The 19,480-nt window shown below is 71.5% G+C and carries 19 protein-coding genes; 9 read left to right on the top strand and 10 right to left on the bottom strand.

The window, feature by feature from the left end:
• Window positions 1-8 precede the first annotated feature (8 nt).
• Window positions 9-1,259 (top strand): nucleotide disphospho-sugar-binding domain-containing protein, encoded by a 1,251-nt coding sequence (locus CLT71_RS08010; RefSeq protein WP_199187550.1) that lies wholly within the window; start codon window positions 9-11, stop codon window positions 1,257-1,259.
• Between the two features lie 78 nt (window positions 1,260-1,337).
• On the opposite strand, the gene CLT71_RS08005 is transcribed toward CLT71_RS08010, so the two are convergent.
• Window positions 1,338-2,189, bottom strand: coding sequence for an MBL fold metallo-hydrolase (locus tag CLT71_RS08005; protein ID WP_101366549.1), 852 nt, complete (start codon window positions 2,187-2,189; stop codon window positions 1,338-1,340).
• 789 nt (window positions 2,190-2,978) lie between these two features.
• Between CLT71_RS08005 and CLT71_RS08000 the strand changes: the two genes are divergently transcribed.
• From CLT71_RS08000 to CLT71_RS07990, 3 genes are all read left to right on the top strand, one after another.
• Window positions 2,979-3,518 (top strand): molybdopterin dinucleotide binding domain-containing protein, encoded by a 540-nt coding sequence (locus CLT71_RS08000; protein WP_199187877.1) that lies wholly within the window; start codon window positions 2,979-2,981, stop codon window positions 3,516-3,518.
• Window positions 3,515-4,000, top strand: a complete 486-nt coding sequence (locus tag CLT71_RS07995; protein WP_101366548.1) for a hypothetical protein — start codon at window positions 3,515-3,517, stop codon at window positions 3,998-4,000. The genes CLT71_RS08000 and CLT71_RS07995 overlap by 4 nt, the downstream gene beginning before the upstream one ends.
• A 292-nt stretch (window positions 4,001-4,292) precedes the next feature.
• Entirely contained in the window at window positions 4,293-5,030 is a 738-nt protein-coding gene (locus CLT71_RS07990; RefSeq protein WP_101371252.1) for a GAF and ANTAR domain-containing protein, read from the top strand.
• A gap of 31 nt (window positions 5,031-5,061) precedes the next feature.
• Here CLT71_RS07990 and CLT71_RS07985 read toward each other — a convergent pair whose 3' ends face one another.
• The 4 genes from CLT71_RS07985 to CLT71_RS07970 all read right to left on the bottom strand — a co-directional run bounded on the left by CLT71_RS07985 (window position 5,062) and on the right by CLT71_RS07970 (window position 8,854).
• Window positions 5,062-5,637, bottom strand: coding sequence for a hemerythrin domain-containing protein (locus CLT71_RS07985; RefSeq protein WP_486483134.1), 576 nt, complete (start codon window positions 5,635-5,637; stop codon window positions 5,062-5,064).
• 153 nt (window positions 5,638-5,790) lie between these two features.
• Window positions 5,791-7,044, bottom strand: a complete 1,254-nt coding sequence (locus CLT71_RS07980) for a putative manganese transporter (protein WP_101366546.1) — start codon at window positions 7,042-7,044, stop codon at window positions 5,791-5,793.
• A 100-nt stretch (window positions 7,045-7,144) separates the two neighbouring features.
• Window positions 7,145-7,978, bottom strand: a complete 834-nt coding sequence (locus CLT71_RS07975) for a manganese catalase (RefSeq protein WP_101366545.1) — start codon at window positions 7,976-7,978, stop codon at window positions 7,145-7,147.
• 117 nt (window positions 7,979-8,095) lie between these two features.
• On the bottom strand, window positions 8,096-8,854 hold the full coding sequence (locus CLT71_RS07970) for a sensor histidine kinase (protein ID WP_101366544.1): 759 nt from the start codon (window positions 8,852-8,854) through the stop codon (window positions 8,096-8,098).
• A 135-nt stretch (window positions 8,855-8,989) separates the two neighbouring features.
• Between CLT71_RS07970 and CLT71_RS07965 the strand changes: the two genes are divergently transcribed.
• From CLT71_RS07965 to CLT71_RS07955, 3 genes are all read left to right on the top strand, one after another.
• Window positions 8,990-9,634: a response regulator transcription factor gene (locus CLT71_RS07965; protein WP_101366543.1), complete on the top strand. Its 645-nt coding sequence runs from the start codon at window positions 8,990-8,992 to the stop codon at window positions 9,632-9,634.
• A gap of 180 nt (window positions 9,635-9,814) precedes the next feature.
• Entirely contained in the window at window positions 9,815-10,450 is a 636-nt protein-coding gene (locus tag CLT71_RS07960; RefSeq protein ID WP_101366542.1) for an SRPBCC family protein, read from the top strand.
• A complete protein-coding gene (locus CLT71_RS07955; RefSeq protein ID WP_101366541.1) occupies window positions 10,447-11,625 on the top strand; it encodes a zinc-dependent alcohol dehydrogenase in 1,179 nt (392 codons plus the stop codon). Before CLT71_RS07960 ends, CLT71_RS07955 begins: the two co-directional genes overlap by 4 nt.
• A gap of 36 nt (window positions 11,626-11,661) precedes the next feature.
• Here the strand turns inward: CLT71_RS07955 and CLT71_RS07950 are convergent, their stop codons facing one another.
• On the bottom strand, window positions 11,662-13,236 hold the full coding sequence (locus tag CLT71_RS07950; RefSeq protein ID WP_101366540.1) for a golvesin C-terminal-like domain-containing protein: 1,575 nt from the start codon (window positions 13,234-13,236) through the stop codon (window positions 11,662-11,664).
• A gap of 146 nt (window positions 13,237-13,382) precedes the next feature.
• Here CLT71_RS07950 and CLT71_RS07945 point away from each other — a divergent pair, with 146 nt between their 5' ends.
• On the top strand, window positions 13,383-14,231 hold the full coding sequence (locus CLT71_RS07945; RefSeq protein WP_101366539.1) for a GNAT family N-acetyltransferase: 849 nt from the start codon (window positions 13,383-13,385) through the stop codon (window positions 14,229-14,231).
• Between the two features lie 9 nt (window positions 14,232-14,240).
• Here CLT71_RS07945 and CLT71_RS07940 read toward each other — a convergent pair whose 3' ends face one another.
• Both CLT71_RS07940 and CLT71_RS07935 read right to left on the bottom strand, forming a co-directional pair.
• On the bottom strand, window positions 14,241-15,170 hold the full coding sequence (locus CLT71_RS07940) for a YegS/Rv2252/BmrU family lipid kinase (RefSeq protein ID WP_101366538.1): 930 nt from the start codon (window positions 15,168-15,170) through the stop codon (window positions 14,241-14,243).
• 73 nt (window positions 15,171-15,243) lie between these two features.
• Window positions 15,244-16,356: a PIN domain-containing protein gene (locus tag CLT71_RS07935; RefSeq protein WP_101366537.1), complete on the bottom strand. Its 1,113-nt coding sequence runs from the start codon at window positions 16,354-16,356 to the stop codon at window positions 15,244-15,246.
• 137 nt (window positions 16,357-16,493) lie between these two features.
• Here CLT71_RS07935 and CLT71_RS07930 point away from each other — a divergent pair, with 137 nt between their 5' ends.
• Window positions 16,494-17,558 carry a serine hydrolase gene (locus CLT71_RS07930; protein WP_486483133.1) on the top strand — a complete coding sequence of 355 codons (1,065 nt, stop codon included), beginning with the start codon at window positions 16,494-16,496 and terminating at the stop codon, window positions 17,556-17,558.
• 121 nt (window positions 17,559-17,679) lie between these two features.
• On the opposite strand, the gene CLT71_RS07925 is transcribed toward CLT71_RS07930, so the two are convergent.
• Window positions 17,680-18,666 carry an NAD(P)-dependent alcohol dehydrogenase gene (locus CLT71_RS07925; RefSeq protein ID WP_101366536.1) on the bottom strand — a complete coding sequence of 329 codons (987 nt, stop codon included), beginning with the start codon at window positions 18,664-18,666 and terminating at the stop codon, window positions 17,680-17,682.
• A gap of 105 nt (window positions 18,667-18,771) precedes the next feature.
• Window positions 18,772-19,467 carry a TetR/AcrR family transcriptional regulator C-terminal domain-containing protein gene (locus CLT71_RS07920; RefSeq protein WP_199187548.1) on the bottom strand — a complete coding sequence of 232 codons (696 nt, stop codon included), beginning with the start codon at window positions 19,465-19,467 and terminating at the stop codon, window positions 18,772-18,774.
• Window positions 19,468-19,480: the final 13 nt, after the last annotated feature.

The raw sequence follows: 19,480 nt of genomic DNA, 5'->3' as shown, positions 1-19,480 counted from the left end.
TCAGTCCGATGTCCACGCTCGGCCGCGAACTGCTCCGGCGTGGCCACCAGGTGACCCTCTTCTCCCTGCCGGACGCCGGACCGAAGCCGTACGTCGCCGGGTTCGAGTTCGTGCCGGTCGGCGAGCGGGAGTTCCCGCCCGGTTCCCTGGCCCGCTTCTCCGAGGAACAGGGCCGGCTGTCCGGGCTCGCCGCCATTCGTTTCATGGTCAACGGCTACGTCCGCGAGGTCGAGGTGCTGCTCCGTGACCTGCCGCCCCTGCTGCGCGAGCACGAGGTGGACGCGCTACTGGTCGATCAGGTCTACGGCGCGGCCAACACCGTCGCCGAGAGGTTCGACATCCCCGTCGTGACCGTCTGCAACGCGATGGCGCTGAACGCCGAGCCGAGCGTCCCGCCCTTCATGACGGCCTGGCCGTACCGCGACTCCGCCCTCGCCCGGCTGCGCAACATGCTGGGCTACCGGGTGATGGACCGGGTGATCGGGCCGGTGGTGAAACGGATCAACGATCGTCGCGTCGAGTGGGGGATGACTCCGGTAAGCGGGTTGAACGACGGGCTGGGCCTGGCGCAGGTCACCCAACAGCCGGCCTTCTTCGACTTTCCCCGCAGGGAACTCCCGGACTGCTTCCACTACACCGGCCCGTTCCACGACGAGGACAGCAGCGAGCCGGTCTCGTTTCCCTGGGAGCGCCTGGACGACCGGCCGCTGATCTACGCCTCGATGGGGACGCTGCAGAACCGCCTGCCACGGATCTTCCAGGCCATCGCGACCGCCTGCGCGGGGCTCGACGCACAACTCGTGATCGGGCTGGGCAGCCGGGAGTTGGCACCGCCCACCGATCTTCCGGGCAACCCGGTCGTCGTCCCGTACGCCCCGCAACTGGAACTGCTCGCCCGGGCCTCGCTCGTCGTCACGCACGCCGGGATCAACACGGCGCTGGAGTCGCTCACCCACGGCGTGCCGACGGTGGCGCTGCCGGTGGCGAACGACCAGCCCGGCGTGGCAGCCCGGCTCAGGTATCTCGGCGTGGGCGAGTTCATCCCGGTGCACCGGGCCAGCGTCTCCCGGCTGCGGGCCACCATCGAGAAGGTCCGGAACGACCCGGCGTACCGGACGAATGCCCAGGAATGCCGACGCCGGATTGCGGAACTGGACGGCCTCGGCCGCGCCGCCGACATCGCGGAGGAGGCGTTCCGGACCGGGCGGCCGGTGCTCAGGAGTACGGCCTCCAGCGTCGGCGACGGCGGCGCCCACTGACGAGCGAGGCCGCTGTCGCTCGGGTCGCCGCCCAGCGCTCACCACTGCGCGGCGTCACCGGCGCGCTCACCAGGGTTGCTACGACGGTTGCCCGGTCCCGGCTGCCGGGCCGGGCTCGGGCTCGGGTTCGAGCAGCGGAACGGTCTCGCCACGGCGGATGGCCCGCACGCCCGGTTCGACGCCCTGTCGCCGGACGAGGTCGAGGAAGTCCCGCAGCGGGGAGCGGAAGACCGGATAGTCGTCGTAGTGGATGGGTACTGTCAGGCGCGGCCGGACGAGCTGGACCAGGTCGACACCCTGCCGGTCGTCCATCGTGAGGAGTACGCCGAGGAGCCGCGTCCCGCCGAGGTGGATCAGCATGGCGTCGATGTCGGGAAAGCGTCGTGGGATCTCGGCCAGCGCCGCGTGGTTGAGGGTGTCTCCGGTGACGTAGAGCCGGAGGCGGCGCTGACCCTGCTCTTCAAAATCGAGAATGCTGCCCATCACCGTGGGCAGTGCCCGGGCCAGCAGCCCCGGCCCGTGCTTGCCGGGTACCGCGGTGATCCGCACCAGGTGGTCGCCCCGGCTGATCTCGTGACTCTCCCAGGTGGTCAACGCGGTGGCCGAGCCGAAACCCCAGCGGTCGAGTCGGGCCTGGGCCTGTGGCGTCGTGATGATCGGGAGGGTCTTCGGCAGGTTCCGCCGGGCGACCCGGTCGAAGTGGTCGCCGTGCAGGTGCGACAGGACGACACCGTCCAGGGGCGGCAGCTCGCCGATCCCGATGGCGGGATCCGTGCGCCGCCGGCTCCACAACCCGTAGCCGAGGTAGGCGCGCTGACCGGCGTGCAGGAAGTTGGGGTCGGTCAACAGGGTGACGTCGCCCAGCCTCAGCAGGGTGGTTGCCGTACCGACGAACGTGACGGTGGCCTGCGGCCGAGGCTGGGCAACCATGTGCGCTCCTTCCTCAGCTGCGAAACCGCAGAGCACGGTACCCACGAGTTCGGGAAGTACACCCGCGCCAGCCGGAAGGCGGCCACACGCAGCTCACGCTGCCGGTACGCCTCTGATCCGGCGCCTACCGGTCGGTACGCCCGCCGGGCCGGGTAGCGGCGGGTTCCTCGGGACCCGAGTCGGGGCGTTCGAGGTGCGCGCGACCGGGCGCGGTGCCAGGGTCGGAGGGGAGGGCCGGACGACCGGGCAGTGCGATCGAGGGCGGGTGGAGGGGGACGGAATGGGCAGCGTTGACCGGATCGCGCAACCCTGGGGGAGCCGGACCCCGTACGGGCCGGGAGAGTCGTGGCCGATCCGGGTGGACACGTTCCTGGCCGACGGGGTACGCCCCGAGCAGGTCGACAGGTGGGTGCAGTCCGCCTCGGTCCTGCACTCCAACGGTGACGGCCTCGACATCGCGGTCAGCGACGGCAGGATCGTCGGCGTACGGGGCCGGGCGGTGGACCGGGTGAACCCCGGAGGGTACCGAGCGTCTCTACGCCGACGGCAGGTTCTGGGCCGCTCCGGACTACTGCGAGAGCTACGGCCGGGACCTGGTTACCGGAGCGCCGCTGGAGCCGACCGAGTACGCGGCACTGAACCCCTCGGGCAAGGCGGTGATCAAGGCGGCCGAGTACCTTCCGCCGCACGAGCTGCCGAGCGAGGAGTACCCGTTCCAACTGATCACCGGTCGTACCCTGTACCAGTTCCACACCCGGACGAAGACGGCGCGGGCGCCGCAGTTGCAGGCTGCGGCACCGGAGGTCTGGGTGGAGATGGCGGCCACCGAGCGCGGCCGACCAGGGCTTTGCCGAGGGCGACCTGCTGGAGGTCGCCACCCCGCGCGGCTCGGTACGGGCCCGGCTGCGGGTCAGCGGCATCCGGCGGGACGTGCTCTTCCTGCCGTTCCACTACGGCTACTGGGACGAATCCGGCGGGTCCGGGCCGGACGGCCGGGACCACGGACGGGCGGCCAACGAGTTGACGATCACCGACTGGGACCCGGTGTCCAAGCAGCCGCTGTTCAAGTCGGCGGTGGCCCGGGTGAGCCGGGTGCGTGGCGGCGACGGGGTACCCGCGACCGCGCCGACGACCACCGGGTCCCGGCCGGTGGCGAGTGGGGTACCGGACACGGTGGGTGGCACCGCCGCCCTGACCGACGAGCGGTTGCCCGAAGCCCCGAGGGCGGCCGGAGCCCCCGTCCCGGCGGCGGGAGTCTCCGTCCCAGCCGCCGGAATCTCCGGTCCGGCGGCCGGAATCTCCGGTCCGAGGGCTGGAGGCGAGCGATGAGCAAGCTTGACATGGTCATCCGGGAGCTGCACCGGTCGGAGAACAAGCTCGCCGTCGACCTGATGCGGATGGCGGACCGGCACAGCGCTGACCACGAGGTCCACCACGTCGCCCGGGACCTCGCCCGTTGGTCCCGGCAGCACGTCACCGAACTCGCCCGGGTCGGCCGCGAGTACGGGCTGCGCCTCGACGAGGAGGCCGGGGACGACTCGGGGCTGCTCGCGACGGTGGAGCAGAAGGCGTCCGAGCTGCTCGGCCGGCGCCGCGAGCCCGGACTGCTCCTCCTCGCCGACCTGCGCCACCTCTACCGGGACGCCTCCGGTGTCTCGCTGGACTGGGAGATCCTCGCCCAGGTCGCCCAGGCCACCCGGGACCTGGAACTGCTGGCACTGGCCAAGCGCTGCCATCCGCAGACCCTGCGGCAGGCCCGGTGGGCCAACGCGAAGCTCAAGGAGACCTCCGCCCAGGCTCTGGTGAGCTGATCGACGACCCCGACCCGCGGCATCTCGCCGTCACCCGATTGATCTGCGTCCGATCGCCCGCCACTCGCAGCGGTGCCGCTTCCGCTGGCCGACGCACGTCCCACCGGCGCGGCGTATGGTGGAGAACTGCCGCCGACGAGCACTTCGAGACATCGGCGGGCCGGCGTCGAACCGGGGGCGCGGGTACCGGACCCAGCTCCGGCTGATCTACGCAGCGGCTCGCGACCGCGGGCTGCCACCGTCCGTCGTCGTTGCCGAGCACGACCGGGCGCCGTTCACGAGGACTCTCCGCATGCCTGACACCCCGCTCGAGCCCGCCGACGCGTTCACCCAACTCGGCCAGATCAGGCTGGGCGAAACGGACATCGACGGAGTGCTGGACCTGATTGCCCAGCTCGCCAGGCGTACCCTCTCGAACGCGGACGAAGTGTCGGTGACCCTGCTGGCCGGCAGTGAACGCCGTTCCGCCGCGTCCACCAGCCGGCTCGCCCGCAGGCTCGACGAGTGGCAGTACCAGCGCGGGCACGGTCCGTGCCTGGACGCCGCCCAGGCCGGCGCCACCTACTCGCTGCCCGACATCGCCACCGAGGCCCGCTGGCCGGACTGGGCCGTGCACGCCAAGGCGGAGGGGATCTCCAGTTCGCTGTCGATTGGGCTGCCGGTGCAGGAGAAGGTCTTCGGGGCGCTCAACGTCTACAGCGCCGAGTCGGAGGCGTTCGACGACGATGCTGTGCGGCTCGCCGAGGCGTTCGCCAGCTACGCCGCCGTGGCCCTGGCCAACGCCCACCTCTACGACACCACCGCCACCATGGCTCAGCACATGCAACTGGCGATGCAGAGCCGAGCCGTCATCGAGCAGGCCAAGGGCATCGTCATGGCGGAACGGCGCTGCACCGCCGACGAGGCGTTCGCGATCCTCGCGAAGATGTCGCAGGACTCCAACCGCAAACTCCGGGACGTCGCCGCCGCGCTCGTCGGGCGCGTCTCGGAGCCTTCCCGCGCTGGCGCAGCGAAGCCGCCCGCCGGCTGATTCCGGTCAACCACCTCTGACCTCGCGCCGGTCAGTCCTTGTCGCGCTGTGATTCGCGCCAGTCGCGGACGGCGTCGCGCATGCGGTCGAAGACGGCAAGCGGCGGGCCGGCCATCAGGTTCGCCGGGGCGGACTCTCCGGCGTGCGGATGCGGACGCGTCGGGGCCATCGCCTCGGCCGCGCGGAGTGCTCCGGCCATCCGTCCGAGCTGGGCGGGGGAGAGACTGCGACGCAGGGCCGGAAACTCCTCGGTCTCCTCCCGGGTGGCGTGCGCGATCACCGCCTGGGAGAACTTCGCCAGCCGCCGGTCGAAGTCGGGATGGTCGACGCCGAGGTCGTAGAGGGCCGCCAGTTCCTTCTTGGCCTCGTCCTCCTCGTGCCGGAGCTGCCCGGTGACCGTGTCACCCCGTTCGATCTTGCGCTTCGCGCTCGGGTGTACGACGATCTCCTCCGCGCTCTCGTGTACGGCGAGCAGGCGTACCAGATCCTGGAACAGTTCCCGCTTCTGGCTTCCCTCCGCACGACCGAGCTGGCCGAACAGCGTCTTGATCTGCTTGTGCTGCTCGATCAGCAGGTCCAGAACGTCCTGCTTCACCCCTGCGGTCACGTTCGTCACCCTCCTCCGGTCGACATCGGCACGCCACGTCTTTCCCGACACCACGGCTTCCATGTGTCCTGCCCGGCCGCCCGCCGCCCGGCGAGGCCGTTCGACGGCGTGGAACGGCCAACCGGCCAGCGCGGGCCTGCGGGACCCCTCGGCTCAGCCGAGCAGTACGAGCAGCGCCAGTCCGACCAGGATCGCCGGGATGGTGGTGATCACGGTCGCGGTCGCGGCGGCACGGCGGCGTAGTGCCGCGAGCGGGATCAGGGCATCCCCGTCCTGGCTGATCGCGTTCGCCACCAGCGTCGTCACCGGCAGGCCGCCGCTGACGAAGATGCCGGTGAAGACGATCTGGACGGCACAGCCGGGAATGAGGCCGATCAGCGCCCCGACCAGCACTCCGGCGACTCCGGCGAAGGCCAGTTGGGAGCCGTCGAAACCGGTGGTGCCGCTGAGAACCTGCCAGCCGACATAGGCCACCGCGACCCAGACGGTGATGAACGAGGCCTCGTGCGCGCTGTGCCGCATCGCCTCCCGCCGGCTCGACGGGGTTGCCGTGGCGACGGTGTCGTCGGCGAACCGGCCCCGTCCGGCGGCGAAGATGGCCGCCGCGATCAGCGTTCCGACGCAACCGAGCGCGAGGTAGGGGTCGACACCGCCGAGCGCGGCGGTCAGGCGTCGCGGGTCGACGGCGTGGAACACGACGGGTACCGACACCAGGAAGGCCGGCATGGTGAGTGCCCAGAACACCAGGGACATCCGGATCGGGCGTACCGGCGTCGCGCCCGCGACCATCGCCACGGCCTGGGGCGCCGCCGAAACCGGATAGCTGCCAAGTATCGCCGGCCGGCCACCGCCACTGGCACCGCCACTGGCACCGGCACTGCCACTGCCGCCGGCACCGGTACCGGTCGTGGCTGTGGGTTCCGGGCGTGGGGCGTCCACCGGCAGGAGCACTCCGGCCGCACTGGCGGCGGCGTGGCGCCGGGGCAGCCACCACTTCCGGGACCGGACTGCCTGGGCGGGGTCGATGCCGAGCAGGTCGACGACGTACCCGGTGACCAGGCCGACGACGAAGAGCAGGGCATGGATCTTGACGGCGAACTCGGGGTTCGCCGCGATGACCACCCAGGACGAGTCGCCCATGGTCGCCGCGAGGGCGGCCACGACGGTACCGAAGGAGACCTTGCCGCGGGCGTACAGCGGCATGAGGATGATGGCGCCGCCGCAGCCTGGGCTGACGCCCAGCAGTGCGCCGACCAGGGGGCCGAGCCGGGGGCGATGGGTCAGATGGTCGGTGACCCGGTCGCCGTACCGCCAGCGCAGCCAGCCGAAGAGCGCGACCATCACCGCGACGTAGACCCCGACCTGCATGAACGCGTCCGCCAGCGGACGAGCGAAGAATTCGATCATGTTCTTGTCCTCCGGGTGGGGCCACGCCGATCCACCGTCCAGGCGACGGATCGGCGTGGCGAGACGAGACGAGACGACAGGGACGGTGTGCGCCCGATCGTCAGGTGCCGACGGGCGGGGTGTTCTGCAGGCGCGGGTCGCCCGGCGGCAGCACGGGCGCGTCCGCGTACGACGTCGGGTTCGCCTGGTAGTCGAACTGGCCCTTGCCGTCCGGGCTGGGTCCGGTGGCCCAGCGTCCCTCGGCCGCCTCCTCACCCGCGGAGAAGTTGATGTACTGGTAGGCGAACTCGTTCTCCTGCTCGGCGTCCGGGAACGCCTCCGGGACCGGCATCTCCTCGAGGCCGTCCTCCTTGAGCTGCTCGATCGCGGCCAGCCACATGTTCTGGTGCATGGTGTCCCGGGCCAGCAGGAACCGGAGCATCTGCTTCACGCCGGGGTCGTCGGTCATGTGGAAGAGCCGGGCGACCTGGAGCCGGCCCTGCGCCTCGGCGGTGACGTTGAGGTGGAAGTCGGCGAGCAGGTTTCCGCTGGCGGTGATGTAGCTGCCGTTCCACGGCACTCCGGCGCTGTCCACCGGCAGCGGGCCACCGCCGGAATGGATGAAGTGCGCGGGATTCGACCCCGCGTAGATCGCGCTCAGCATCGGGTTGTCCTCGGCGGCCGCCTCCTGCATCGACAGTGGTGCGCTGTCCAGCAGGTGGGCGATCATCGTGCAGATCATCTCGACGTGCCCGATCTCCTCGGTGCCGACGTCGAGTAGCAGATCCTTGTACTTGCCGGGCAGCCGGCAACTCCAGCCCTGGAAGAGGTACTGGTTGGCGACCGTCATCTCGCCCCACTTGCCGCCGAGCACCTCCTGTAGGCGGCGGGCGAAGGCGGCGTCCGGAGCGTCCGGCTTGGCGTGGAACTGTAGTTCCTTGACATGGCTGAACACGGCGTCCTCCTGGTAGAAGTGGCAGACCGTGCCCGGCTACCCGTTCCGCCGGCCCGAGGGGGCCACCCGTGGCCCTGGCGGGTCAGGTGACCCCGGATGGCCAGTTGCCCCACAGGGTCAGGTCGCGCCGACGCCTCCGACGCGGTGGCGCGACACGGGCAGGCTCACCCGCACCGTCACGCCCCGCGTGGCGCGGTACGCCGTGATCGTGCCGCCCTCGGCGGCGACCAGGTGTCGCACGATCCACAGCCCCAGGCCGGAGACGCCGGGCGGCGGGGCGGTCCGGCGCAACGCGGCCAGCAGCGGACGGCAGGACCGGCCCTCGTCGGTCACGACCAGGACCAGGGCGCCCGCCCGCACCGAGGCGGACACCCGGACGCGACCCTCGGCCGGCCCGTGCCGCAGGGCGTTGTCGACCAGGTTGGTGATGATCTGACGGATCCGGTGGGCGTGTACCGGCCGGTCGGCGGCACGGCGGGACAGCCTGACGGTCATCCGGTGCGGCGCGTCGGTCGTGACCGCGATCGGCAACACCTGGCGGAGCGGTACCGGCCGGTCGACCGGCGCCGCCAGGCTCTGCGTCACCGACACCGCCTGGCGCCACAGGACCGCCAGGTGCGCCGCCTGTTCCTGGGCGAGCGCGGCCAGGCCACGCCGTTGCTCCGGGGTGAGCGCCACCGGCTCCTGGGCGAGTGCTCGGGTCAGCGAGCGCAGGGACTCGATCGGTGACCGCAGTTCGTGACAGAACATCCGCAGCAGCAGCGAGTCACCGCCGGGACCGGATGACCGCGCGACCTCCGCCGGTGCGCTCGCGGCGCCGGTCGGCGGCCGGACCTGACCGCCGCTTCGGTGGGCCAGCAGCGACAGGCGCCCCATGACCGCCGACCCGAGGCTGCGCAGGAACGGCGGGCCGTCACGTCCAGTGCGGCGCCACCTGGACCCGATACGAGCCGGATGAGTGCTCTCGGGTCGGCCGGGCATGATCGGTCGCAGATCGGGAAACGCCGCCGCGTGTCCGAATCCGGAGCTCTCCGTCTCGTACTGGTCGATGACCATCCCCTCTTCGTCCGGGGCCTCGAACTCCTGCTTCCGGTCAGCACCGGGGGACGGGCCCGGATCGTCGGCTCCACCGGTGACGCGGCCGCCGCCGCTGCCACAGTCCGTCGTCTCGCCCCCGACCTGGCCCTGGTCGACCTGCACATGCCGCCGCCGGGCGGGATCCGGGCCATCACCGCCATCCGGCGGACCACGCCACGGGTACGGGTGGTCGCCATCTCCGGGCTGGAGGACAGCGACCTCATGGTGCAGGCCCTGCGGGCCGGTGCCGAGGGCTACCTGCCGAAGACAAGCGAACCCGAGGAACTGCTGCCGCCGCTACTGGCGATCCTGGACGGCTGGGCCGTGCTCCCCGCCGGCCTGCTCGGATCCCTGCTCCGCCCGGCGCACAACGGCCTGCCCGCGACGGCCCTGCTCGACGACGAGGAGCGCCGTCTCCTGCAGCTTATTGCGAAGGGTTGCCGCACGGTGGAAATCGCGGAAGAGCTGAACTTCTCCGAACGTACGGTGAAGCGACTCACCGCCTCCCTGCTGCGCAAGCTGCGGGTGTCGAACCGGACGGAAGCCGCCGCGGTGGCCGGAAACGCCGGACTGCTCTGAGTCGCTCCGCCCCCGGTGCCCTGGACAGGACAGGACGGCACGGCGCAGGGAGTTTGCCCGGTTGCCCGGCGGGTAGGGCCTGTCTGGGAGGCGCCGTGTCCCCATGGGAGTTTCGGGCCCGGCGCAGGGTCGAGCCGGGGCCGGGGAACGGCCGCCGGACTTCGGGTTGGGAGGAGCGGCATGGTCGGCAGGGGCGCCAGGATCGGCGGATGGCTGGTGGTGACGGTGGCGGCCGGCGTGGGCGCCAGCCTGCTCGTGCGGCGGCGCCGGGAGTCACTGCCGGCGCGTCAGGACGGCGGGTACCGGACCCTCCGGGCGGTGACCGTGGACCGTTCGGCACAGTCCATCGTGGAGTTCTGTGGTCAGTCGTCGCACCTCTCGGCGATGCTGGACCTGCCGGTCCAGGTGCGGCCGGGTGACGGCGAACGGGGCCTTGTCCTCACTGACGGCTCCGGAACGGCCGGCTGGACCGTCGAGGTCAGCGCCGAGGCCGAAACCGGGCCGTTCCACTGGCGGGTGCCCGACGGGCCGATGCCGCACCAGGGTCGGGTCGAGCTGGTTTCCGCGCCGGGTGCCCGGGGCACCGAGGTCAGGGTCGAGCTGCGTTACCCGGAGAGCCGGATCGGACACCGGGCGGCGGTGCTGCGGGGACGTGACCTCGACCAGTTGCTCCGTACGGTGCTGCGGCGGGCCAAGTCCCTGATCGAGGCGGGGGAGGTGGTCTCCACCATGACCGAGCCGTCCGGCCGGGCCGGCATCACGGAGCGGACCACCCGGGTCGTCCGGGAGAAGCTGTCGACGGGAGGACGGCCGTGAAGGCGCTGTGCTGGGAGGGTGTCGGGAAGCTGCGTGTGCAGGAGGTGCCCGACCCGACGATCCAGGGCCCGGGTGACGCGATCGTCCGGGTGCGGGCGAGCAGTGTGTGCGGGTCGGACCTGCACCTGATCAACGGCTACCTGCCGGCGATGCGCGAGGGCGACATCCTCGGCCACGAGTTCATGGGCGAGGTCGTCGAGGTCGGGTCGGGGGTCGGAAAGCTCAGGGTCGGTGACCGGGTGGTGGTCGGGTCGGTACTGGCCTGCGGCGGCTGCTGGTACTGCCGCACCGAGCAGTACTCGCTCTGCGACAACTCCAACCCACAGCCGAACTTCACCGAGACGCTCTGGGGACACGCGCCCGCGGGGATCATCGGCTACTCGCACGCCGCCGGTGGCTTCGCCGGCAGCCACGCCGAGTACGTCCGGGTGCCGTTCGCCGACGTCGGCGCGTTCCCGGTCCCGGAGGGGGTTCCCGACGACGCCGTGGTCTTCGCCTCCGACGCGATGCCCACCGGTTGGATGGCGGCCGACTTCTGCGACCTGCGCGGCGGTGAGGTGGTCGCGGTCTGGGGTGCCGGCGGTGTGGGCCAGATGGCCGCCCGCTCCGCCCAGCTGCTCGGTGCCGAGCGGGTGATCGTGATCGACCGGCTCCCCGAACGGCTCCGCGTCGCGCAGGAGCGGCTCGGGGTGGAGACCATCGACTACAGCCGGGTCGACGTGCTCGCGGCGTTGCGGGAGATGACCGGTGGCCGGGGGCCGGACGCCTGCATCGAGGCGGTCGGGATGGAGGCGCACGACGTCGGTCCGGCGTACCGGTACGACCGGATCAAGCAGGCCGTGCGGTTGCAGAGTGACCGGCCGACAGCGGTACGTCAGGCGATCATGGCCTGCCGCAAGGGCGGTACGGTGAGCATCGTCGGGGTCTTCGGCGGCTTCGTGGACAAGTTCCCGCTCGGGGCCGCGATGAACAAGGCGCTTGTGCTGCGGATGGGGCAGATGCACGCCCAGCGTTACATCCCGATGCTGCTGGAGCGGCTGGCCAGCGGTGAGATCGATCCTGGCTATCTCGCCACCCATCCGCTGTCGCTGGCCGACGGGGTGCGCGGCTACGAACTCTTCGAGAAGAAGCAGGACGGCTGCCTACGGTCGGTGCTGCACCCGACGCCGGCCTGACCTGCGAGGGGGTCAGCGTCGGTCAAGCCGTCGTCGTCAGACCCGGGTGATCCGTACCGCGTCGGCGACGACGTAACCGGTGCCGGACGTCCATCGGCTCACCCCGACCGTGTCCGCGTCTCCTGCGGGCAGCGTGAACACCCCGAGCGACACCCACCGGCCACCGTTGCTCCGCTGGTTCACCCGTACCGTCTGATTGCCGCTGGCGGTGGCCACGATGAACGGCGTCGAGTCGTTGTATCCGGGGTCGGCCGGATACCAGACCGCCACCGCGTAACTTGCGGTCTCCGGGACGTTCACCCGGTACCAGGCGACATCGCTGGCCAGCACCGGGTCGGCGAACCGGTAGTCGGCACCGAACCGCTGGCCGGAGTAGCTGGACGTACCCCAGTTCGCGCTCGCGGTGAACCGGCCCGCCGTGGTGTTGTCGACGGTGCTGCTCCAGGGCTGTGCGGTCGAGACGAAGCCGATCCCGTTCGGCACCGGCCGTTGCGCGCCGTCCGACGGGGTGTTGCGGACCGAGACCGAGGTCGCGCCCGGCATCCGGGCGACCATGGTGCTGGAGCCTCCGCCGTCGAGGTTGATCGCGTCGTCCGCGCCGAGCGACTTCATGTAGTTGGCGAGTTCCACATAGGTCATTCCGACGCTCGCGCTGGACCGCCCGTCGACGACGACCATCCACATGGTGAGCCCGTCCGCGGAGAAACCGACGGCGGTACGCGGATTGCGCGGATGCGACACGGTGGTGGCCACCCCGTCGGCGACAAGTACGAGGTTGCCGCCGACCGCGACCTGCGGCGTGCCGTTCGCACCGCGCGGCGAGTAGTTGACGGTGACCGGGTCGCCGACCGCGATCGCGGCGAGGGCGTCGGCGCCGGCGTTCACGCCGAGCAGCACGACCGACCCGGCCGGCACCTTGGCACCGGGGGTGGTGCTGACCCTGCTGACCCGGCCGCCGGTTATCTCGACCTCCCGGCTGCGGGTGGCGCCGTCGGTCACCTGGCTGCGTGGCTCGTCGCCCCAGAGGGCGTTGTAGACGCCGATGCCGTTGGCGGCGATGTTCGGCGAGTTGAGGTTGGTGGCGGTGAGCTGGGCACCGCCGGGGAGGGTGATCCGGGCGTCGAGGAAGAGCTGGGCCAGGCCGCCCCGGGTTCCGGTGCCGTTGGCGTAGAGCGCGGCCACGTTGTTCCAGCCGGACGCGGGGCCGTGCAGCAGCGTGCCGTCGTCGAGCCCCATTCCTCGGGGAGCCCCGGTGGCACCGATGTCGAAGAAGTCGCCGTTCACCGCGGCGACCGCGCCGACCCGGTTCGCCTGGGTGCTCAGGGTGGCCGTGGCACCGACGGTCCCGGGATTGAGGTATTTCGGCTTCAGCGTGGGCTCGGAGAGGTTCGCGGTGAGGACGTTGATCTGGTTCGGCCCGGCCGCCGAGGTCGTACTCAGGGAAAGGCCGGGGGCCAGTGACGTGCTGGCGAGCGTACCGAGGTCGGAGCCGGCGGTGACCGCGACCGCAGTCCCGACGGTGACCGCGACCGCCGGGATGGGGGTTGCGGCGCCGATGCCGACGAATGCGACAAGTGTGGCGAGCGGGGCGGCGAGGGCTGGTCGTCGCATGGCGTCTCCCGGGCGGGCAGGGGTGGGACCGGAGACCTGTGGAACCAGCCCCGGAACGGCGCGAAACTTATTGTCACGTCTAAATGTATGGATGGCAAGAAGTACCGTCGCGTCGAGGGGTGGGCGGCGTTGCTAGGCTGATCCGGATGATCGGACCGGAGGCCTACGTCGAGAACGCCGCCGCGCTGTGGAGCGAGCTCGCCGTCGACGCACACCGCGACCAGACCTGCTTCCGCGCCGAACTGTCCCGGTCGACCCGACTGATCCTGCGCGCGCCGATGTCGACCGACGGCATGGCACGCCTGCTCGACTCCGCGCCCCGGGACAGGCACACCGTGCTGGAGGACGTCTTCGGTGGCGGCGCCGCCGAGCCGGTCGACCCGACGGTCCGGGTCCTGCGCATGCCGGTGATGGTCCGCCCGCCGGGAACAGCGCGTCCGGCGGGGCCGGTCACTCCGGCCGGGACGGTCAGTCCGGCGGGGCCGGTCACTCCGGCCGGGACGGAACATCGGGCGGGGACGGTCAGTCCGGCGGGGACGGCGGGGGCAATCTCCGACGGCGACGGCGTCCGCATCGACCGCGTCAGCGATCCCGAGGAACTGGCCGTGGCGGAACGGATCATCGTGGAGGGATTTCCGCTGCCGGCGTTCCTGCCGTGGCGCAGGGGAGAGGCGCTGCCGGACAGGGTACTGACGGTGTCGGGCTGGCGTGCCTGGTTGGCGTACCGCAGGGGCGAGCCCGCCGCAGCCACCTACACCTACGACGACGGCCGGATCGTGGGCCTGTACGGCCTCGTCACCTTGCCCGCGCACCGCTCGGCCGGGCTGGGGCGGGCGCTGCTGGCCCAGGCCATCGAGGCGTACCCGGACCGGCCGTTCACCCTGGTCGCCACCGAGGCCGGACGGCCGATCTACGAGGCGCTCGGGTACCACACGGTGGCGACCGCCGGCTGGTACCTGCGCTCGCCCGTCCCGCCACCCGCAGCGGACCGGTAGACCCCGCCGTCAGCGGTCGGGTGCGTCGGCCGGGGCCATCACCCGCAGCGCGTTGGCGTCGAGTCCGATCCGGATCGGGGTACGGCCGCGTACCTCGCCGTCGACCTCGACCGGGACCGGGCGGTCGGTGCGGAGCAGGATCTCACCGGCGGTCAGGAAGGGCTCGTCGTCGAGGGTGCGGCGATGACCGGTCGCCGCGTTGCGCGCCGTCGCGCGCAACAGGTCGCGCCGATTCGGACCACCCACCGGGTACGCGACGAGCAGCCGGTCGTCGGCGTTCGCGTCCGCGGTGATCGGTCGGCCGGCGTGGAAGCCGCCGTTGGCCACGAAGAGCTGGTGCGTGACGTACTCCCTTGACCCTCCGTCGGCCTGCACCGTGATCCGCATCGGACGGTGTCCGGTGAGCAGCGCCAGCGCGGTCGCCGGGTACGCCAGCCGGCCGACCACCCGCTTGAGTCGGGCCGGTGCCCGGGCCATCACGTCGGCGGAGAGCCCGACGCCGACGTGGTTGGCGAACGGCATCCCGTCGGCGGTCCCCAGGTCGACGTCGATCACCTTGCCGTCGACAAGCGTCGCGACGGCCGCGTCGAGGTCGAGTGGGATGCCGACGGTCCGGGCGAAGTTGTTGGTGGTGCCGAGCGGCAACAGCCCCAGGGCGATGTCGCGGTGTGCGAGCAGTCGTGCGGCGGCCCCGATGGTGCCGTCGCCGCCGCCCACCGCCAGCAGGTCCGGGGCCAGTCCGGCGGCCGTGGAAAGGCTCGTCTCCAGTTCACCCGGCCGGTCCGCCGGATAGCTGCCGAGCAGGGTGAAGCCGGCCTCGGTCAGCCGGGTGCGTGCCTCGTCGTAGAGCCGGCGACCCCGGCGGGAGCGGGCGTTGACCACCAGCGCCGCCCGGCGTTCCCGCCGGATGGCGGCGTCCAGCTCCTGCTTCGACCGCATGCGCCAAGACCCTATCGCCCGCCACCCGACCGGCCTGCGGCGGTGCGGGACCGGCCGGCCGGCAGCTGCCGGGTCACCCGGGGCGGGCGGTGAGTAGGTAGTCGTCGGTCTCCGGGCTCCACCGCAGCTCGACCGCCCCACTGGTGGCCGCCGCCTTGCAGAACTGGAGGAAGCTGCGGTAGCCCAGCTTCTTCTCACTGAAGTCGGGGCGCGCGCGGCGGAGCTGGTTCTTCAGCCCGGAGAGCGCGACCGAGCCGTCCGCGCCGGCCAGGTCCAGGAGCACGGTACGCAGCAGCCCGAACGCCACCTCCCGGTCGCCGTGTTCGGGCAGTGACACTCCCGGATCGCCCTTGGCCGGGCCCTCGGTCAGCTCGACCACGTTGTGCTCGGCGAGGTGCCGGAGCAACTCCCCGAACGCCCGGAACCCGTAGTCGGACTCGCTGAAGGTCGGGTCCTTGCGCAGCAGGGTGCGCTTGAGCGTGGAGGCGGTCACCTCTCCGCTGGAACTGCCCTGCAACCCCGCCACGGTCTGCGCGACCACCTCGGCGAGGGTGTCGACGTCGCGTACCGGCTCCTCGACGCCATGTGCGGGTTCGGCTGCCGGCTCGACCTGGCGGTCCGGCTCGGCCTGCTGGTCCGGCCCGGCCTGCGGCGCCTCCGGGCCGGCGCCCCGGGCCGGCCGACCCCGCCGGGGACGGGTCGACGGGATGTCCACTCCCTCCAGCCGGTCGTAGTAGAGGAACTCGTCGCAGGCGGGTGGCAGCAGCGCCGAGGTGGACTTCTCCACGCCGACGCCGATCACCCGCTTGTTGAGCTCGCGCAACTTGTGCACAAGCGGGGTGAAGTCGCTGTCCCCGGTGCAGATCACGAAGGTGGAGAGATATCCACGTTCGAGGGCGAGTTCCACGGCGTCCACCGCCATCTTGATGTCGGCGGCGTTCTTCCGGCTCGCCCCCATCCGCTGCGGGATCTCGATCAGCTCCACGTGTGACCGGGTGAGCATCCGGCGGTCCTCGTCGAAGTACGACCAGTCCGCGTACGCCCGGCGGACCACGACCCGGCCGCGCTCGGCCAGCGCGTCCGCGATCGGACGGAAGTCGAAGGCCAGGCCGCCGAGGTGGTCCCGCGCGCCGAGCGCGAGGTTCTCGTAGTCGAGGAAGAGGGCGATCCGGTCTTCTTGATCCACGTTGCTCAGCCTACGCCCGGTGTGCCGCTACGGGCGGTGGCCCGGCCCGGCGGGTCCGGTCTGCTCCGGGTTGTTGCCGGATGTCGCCGCTCGGTACGCTCCGCGCGGCAACTGTCGATGAACACGGGGGAGGCACAGTGCCGGAGCAGGTCAGTCGCCGGGCGGCGATCGGGATGGGCGCGGCCGCGGCGGCGCTGGTGGCGACCGGACAGCCCGCTGCTGCCGCGCCGGTCGGCACGGTGGCGGTCGGACGGGCACCGGTCTCCGGGCCGGGCGTACCGGGCGGCCAGCTGGGCGCGACCGGCACCGCGCAGGCGTCGATCCGGCAGGCGTACGACGCGCAGAAGGCTCGGGCCGGTGGGGTGTGGCACTCGCACATCGCGATGGTCAACGCCGCCGGAACCCTGGAGACGGTGGTGGCGGACGACGTCGACCGGGTCACCCACGGCTACAGCGTGCAGAAGCTGGCGGTCGCGGTGGCGGTGATGGACAAGATCGACCGTGGTCAGCTCCGACTCGACCAGAAGCTCGACCTCACCGCCGACATCATCCTCGGCGGCACCGGGATCTACTTCCTGCACACCGTCTGGGGCGACGACATCACCGTCGCCAACTTCCTCACCGCGATGCTGCTGGTCTCGGACAACACGGCGGTGCGGATGTGTGGCCGGGTGGTGCCGGCGTTGGAGATCAACGAGATCCTCGCCAGCAAGGGCTTCACGCACACCCGGGTCGAGCCGGTCGCCAACCCGAACCGTTTCTTCCTCGGCGTCACCACGCCCCGGGAGACCCATGATCTGCTGTGGCGGCTGGCAAACAAGACGATCGTGACGCCGAGGTCCGCCGACTTCCTGCTCGGCATCCTGCGGTGGATCAACGGGTACCACGACGGGGTCCGCCGTAACATGTCGTCGGCCGAGCGCAGCCGGGTGGCCACCAAGTACGGTGCGGACTTCGACGACTCGGGCGCGGCCCGGCACGAGGCCGGCATCATGTTCGACGCGGCGGGGGCGCCGACGCTGACGTACGCGATGTTCGCCGACTCCCTCGGCGACCGCGACAACTACGGCGCGACCCACCCGGCGGTGCAGGCGCACGCGGTGCTCGGCCGGAAGATGTTCGACGCGATCGCGACGGTCACCAACCGGACGGCGAAGGCCCGGCACACGGTCGACCCGTTCCGTCCGGTCAGCGGCGGCTGACCAACTCCCGGTTCCGGTGCGTTCGGCCGGGGCAGGGCGGATCATCCGGCCGCCCCGGCCGCCGGGCCGACGTTCCGAGCCCCGGGCCGACGTTCCGAGCTCCGGTCGCCGGGCCGGACGCTCAGAGCGTCACCACCACCTTTCCCGGGTTGTGCCCCTCCTCCTGGTAGCGGACGGCCTCCCGGATCTGCGCGAACGGAAAGCGCCGGTCGACGACCGGGGTGACGCTGCCCTCCTCGATGAGCCCGGTCAGCAGCCGCAGGCACTCCTTCTTGTCCGGGCAGCGGACGGTGTCGGCCAGCGTGATCCGCTGGGACACCAGCGGGCTCGCCGCGAGCGCCGCGAAGACCCGGCCGACGGGCTGGAGCCAGCGACCGGCCGGGCCACCGACGACGACGAGCGTGCCGTGGCGGGTCAGCGCCCGCCGGTACGCCGCCACGGAGTGACTGCCCACGTTGTCCAGTAGCAGGTCGTAGCGGCGGCCACGCCTGGTGAAGTCCTCGGTGGTGTAGTCGACGACCTCGTCCGCACCGAGGGAGCGGACCAGTTCGACGTTCCGGCTGCTGCACACGCCGGTGACGGTCGCGCCGAACGCGCGGGCGAGCTGCACGGCGAAGGTGCCGACCCCGCCCGAGGCCCCGTTGACGAGGACCTGCTGGCCGGGCTGGATCCGGCCCGCGTCGCGGAGTCCGACCAGGGCGGTGACGGCGGCCATCGGCACCGCCGCCGCCTGCTCGTACGACAGGTTCGCCGGCTTCGGGGCCAGCAGCTTCTCCGGAACGCTCACGTACTCGCCGAAGCCGCCCTCCGGCAGCAGGGCGTAGACGTCCTCGCCGGGGCGGAACTCGGTGACGTTGCGTCCTACCGCCTCGACCTGACCGGCCATGTCACAGCCGGGGATGCCGATGGCCGGAGTACGTAGCCGGGGACCGTCCGGCATCAGACGGGCGACAAGCGGCTCGCCCCGAATGTGGTGCCAGTCGTACGGGTTGACGGAGGTGGCCCGGACCCGGACCAGCACCTCGTCGTCGCCGGGGGAGGGGCGCTCGACCTCGGTGAGTTCCAGGGCATCGGGTGGGCCGTACGAACGCAGGACTGCCGCCTTCATCGTCGTCTCCTCGGATCGACCTTACGTTGTAAGTCTTACGTCGTAAGGTACTCGTACAACGTAAGGTTGTCGAGGGGTGGGGATCGATGAACAGTGCGGTGCGGGTCAGGCCCGTTCGCGGAGCCGGTCCAGGCCGTCCAGGATCAGGTCGAGTCCGAACTCGAACTCGGCCTGATCGTCGCACCAGCCCAGCGTCGAGTCCGGATCGTCGTGCGCGATCTCGGCCAGCATCCCGACCAGGTGCGGAAGCTGGCCGGCCAGTTCGGCCATCCCGGCGGCCGGGTCACCGTCGCCGCCGCTGTTCGGGTCGAAGAGTTCCTGACTGAACCCCAACGCCCGGCTGCCCAACGCGTGCATCGCGTGGTGCGCCAGATCGTAGGAGAAGCCGCCCTCGCGCATCAGGCCGAGCAGCGCGTCGTAGTAGCGCAGCACCGCCATGCTGGTGTTGGTACGTGTCTCGAAGACCCCGGGTGCCCACCGGTGCCGGAGCAGGATCTCGCGGGCGGCGAGAATGCGCTGGCGTACCGCCTTCTTCCAGTCGGCGCCCCCGGCGGGTACGTCGATCCGGTCGACGACCTCGTTGATCTCCGTCGCGATCACGTCCACGACGCCGTCGAGCACGTCCTCCTTGTTGGCGACGTGGTAGTAGAGCGACATCGCCTCGGCCCCGAGGTGCTCGGCGAGACGACGCATCGTGAGGGACTCGATGCCACCGGAGTCGGCGATGCTGACCGCGGCCCGCAGCACCCGCTCGCGACTCAACGGGATCCGGGACTCGACGCGCTCGGCTCGGCTGGCCACCTGACTCAACTCT

It is taken from the genome of Plantactinospora sp. CNZ320 (assembly GCF_002846275.1).
The sequence above is the reverse complement of the archived record's forward strand: the minus strand, read 5'-3'. Positions and strand labels throughout refer to the sequence as shown.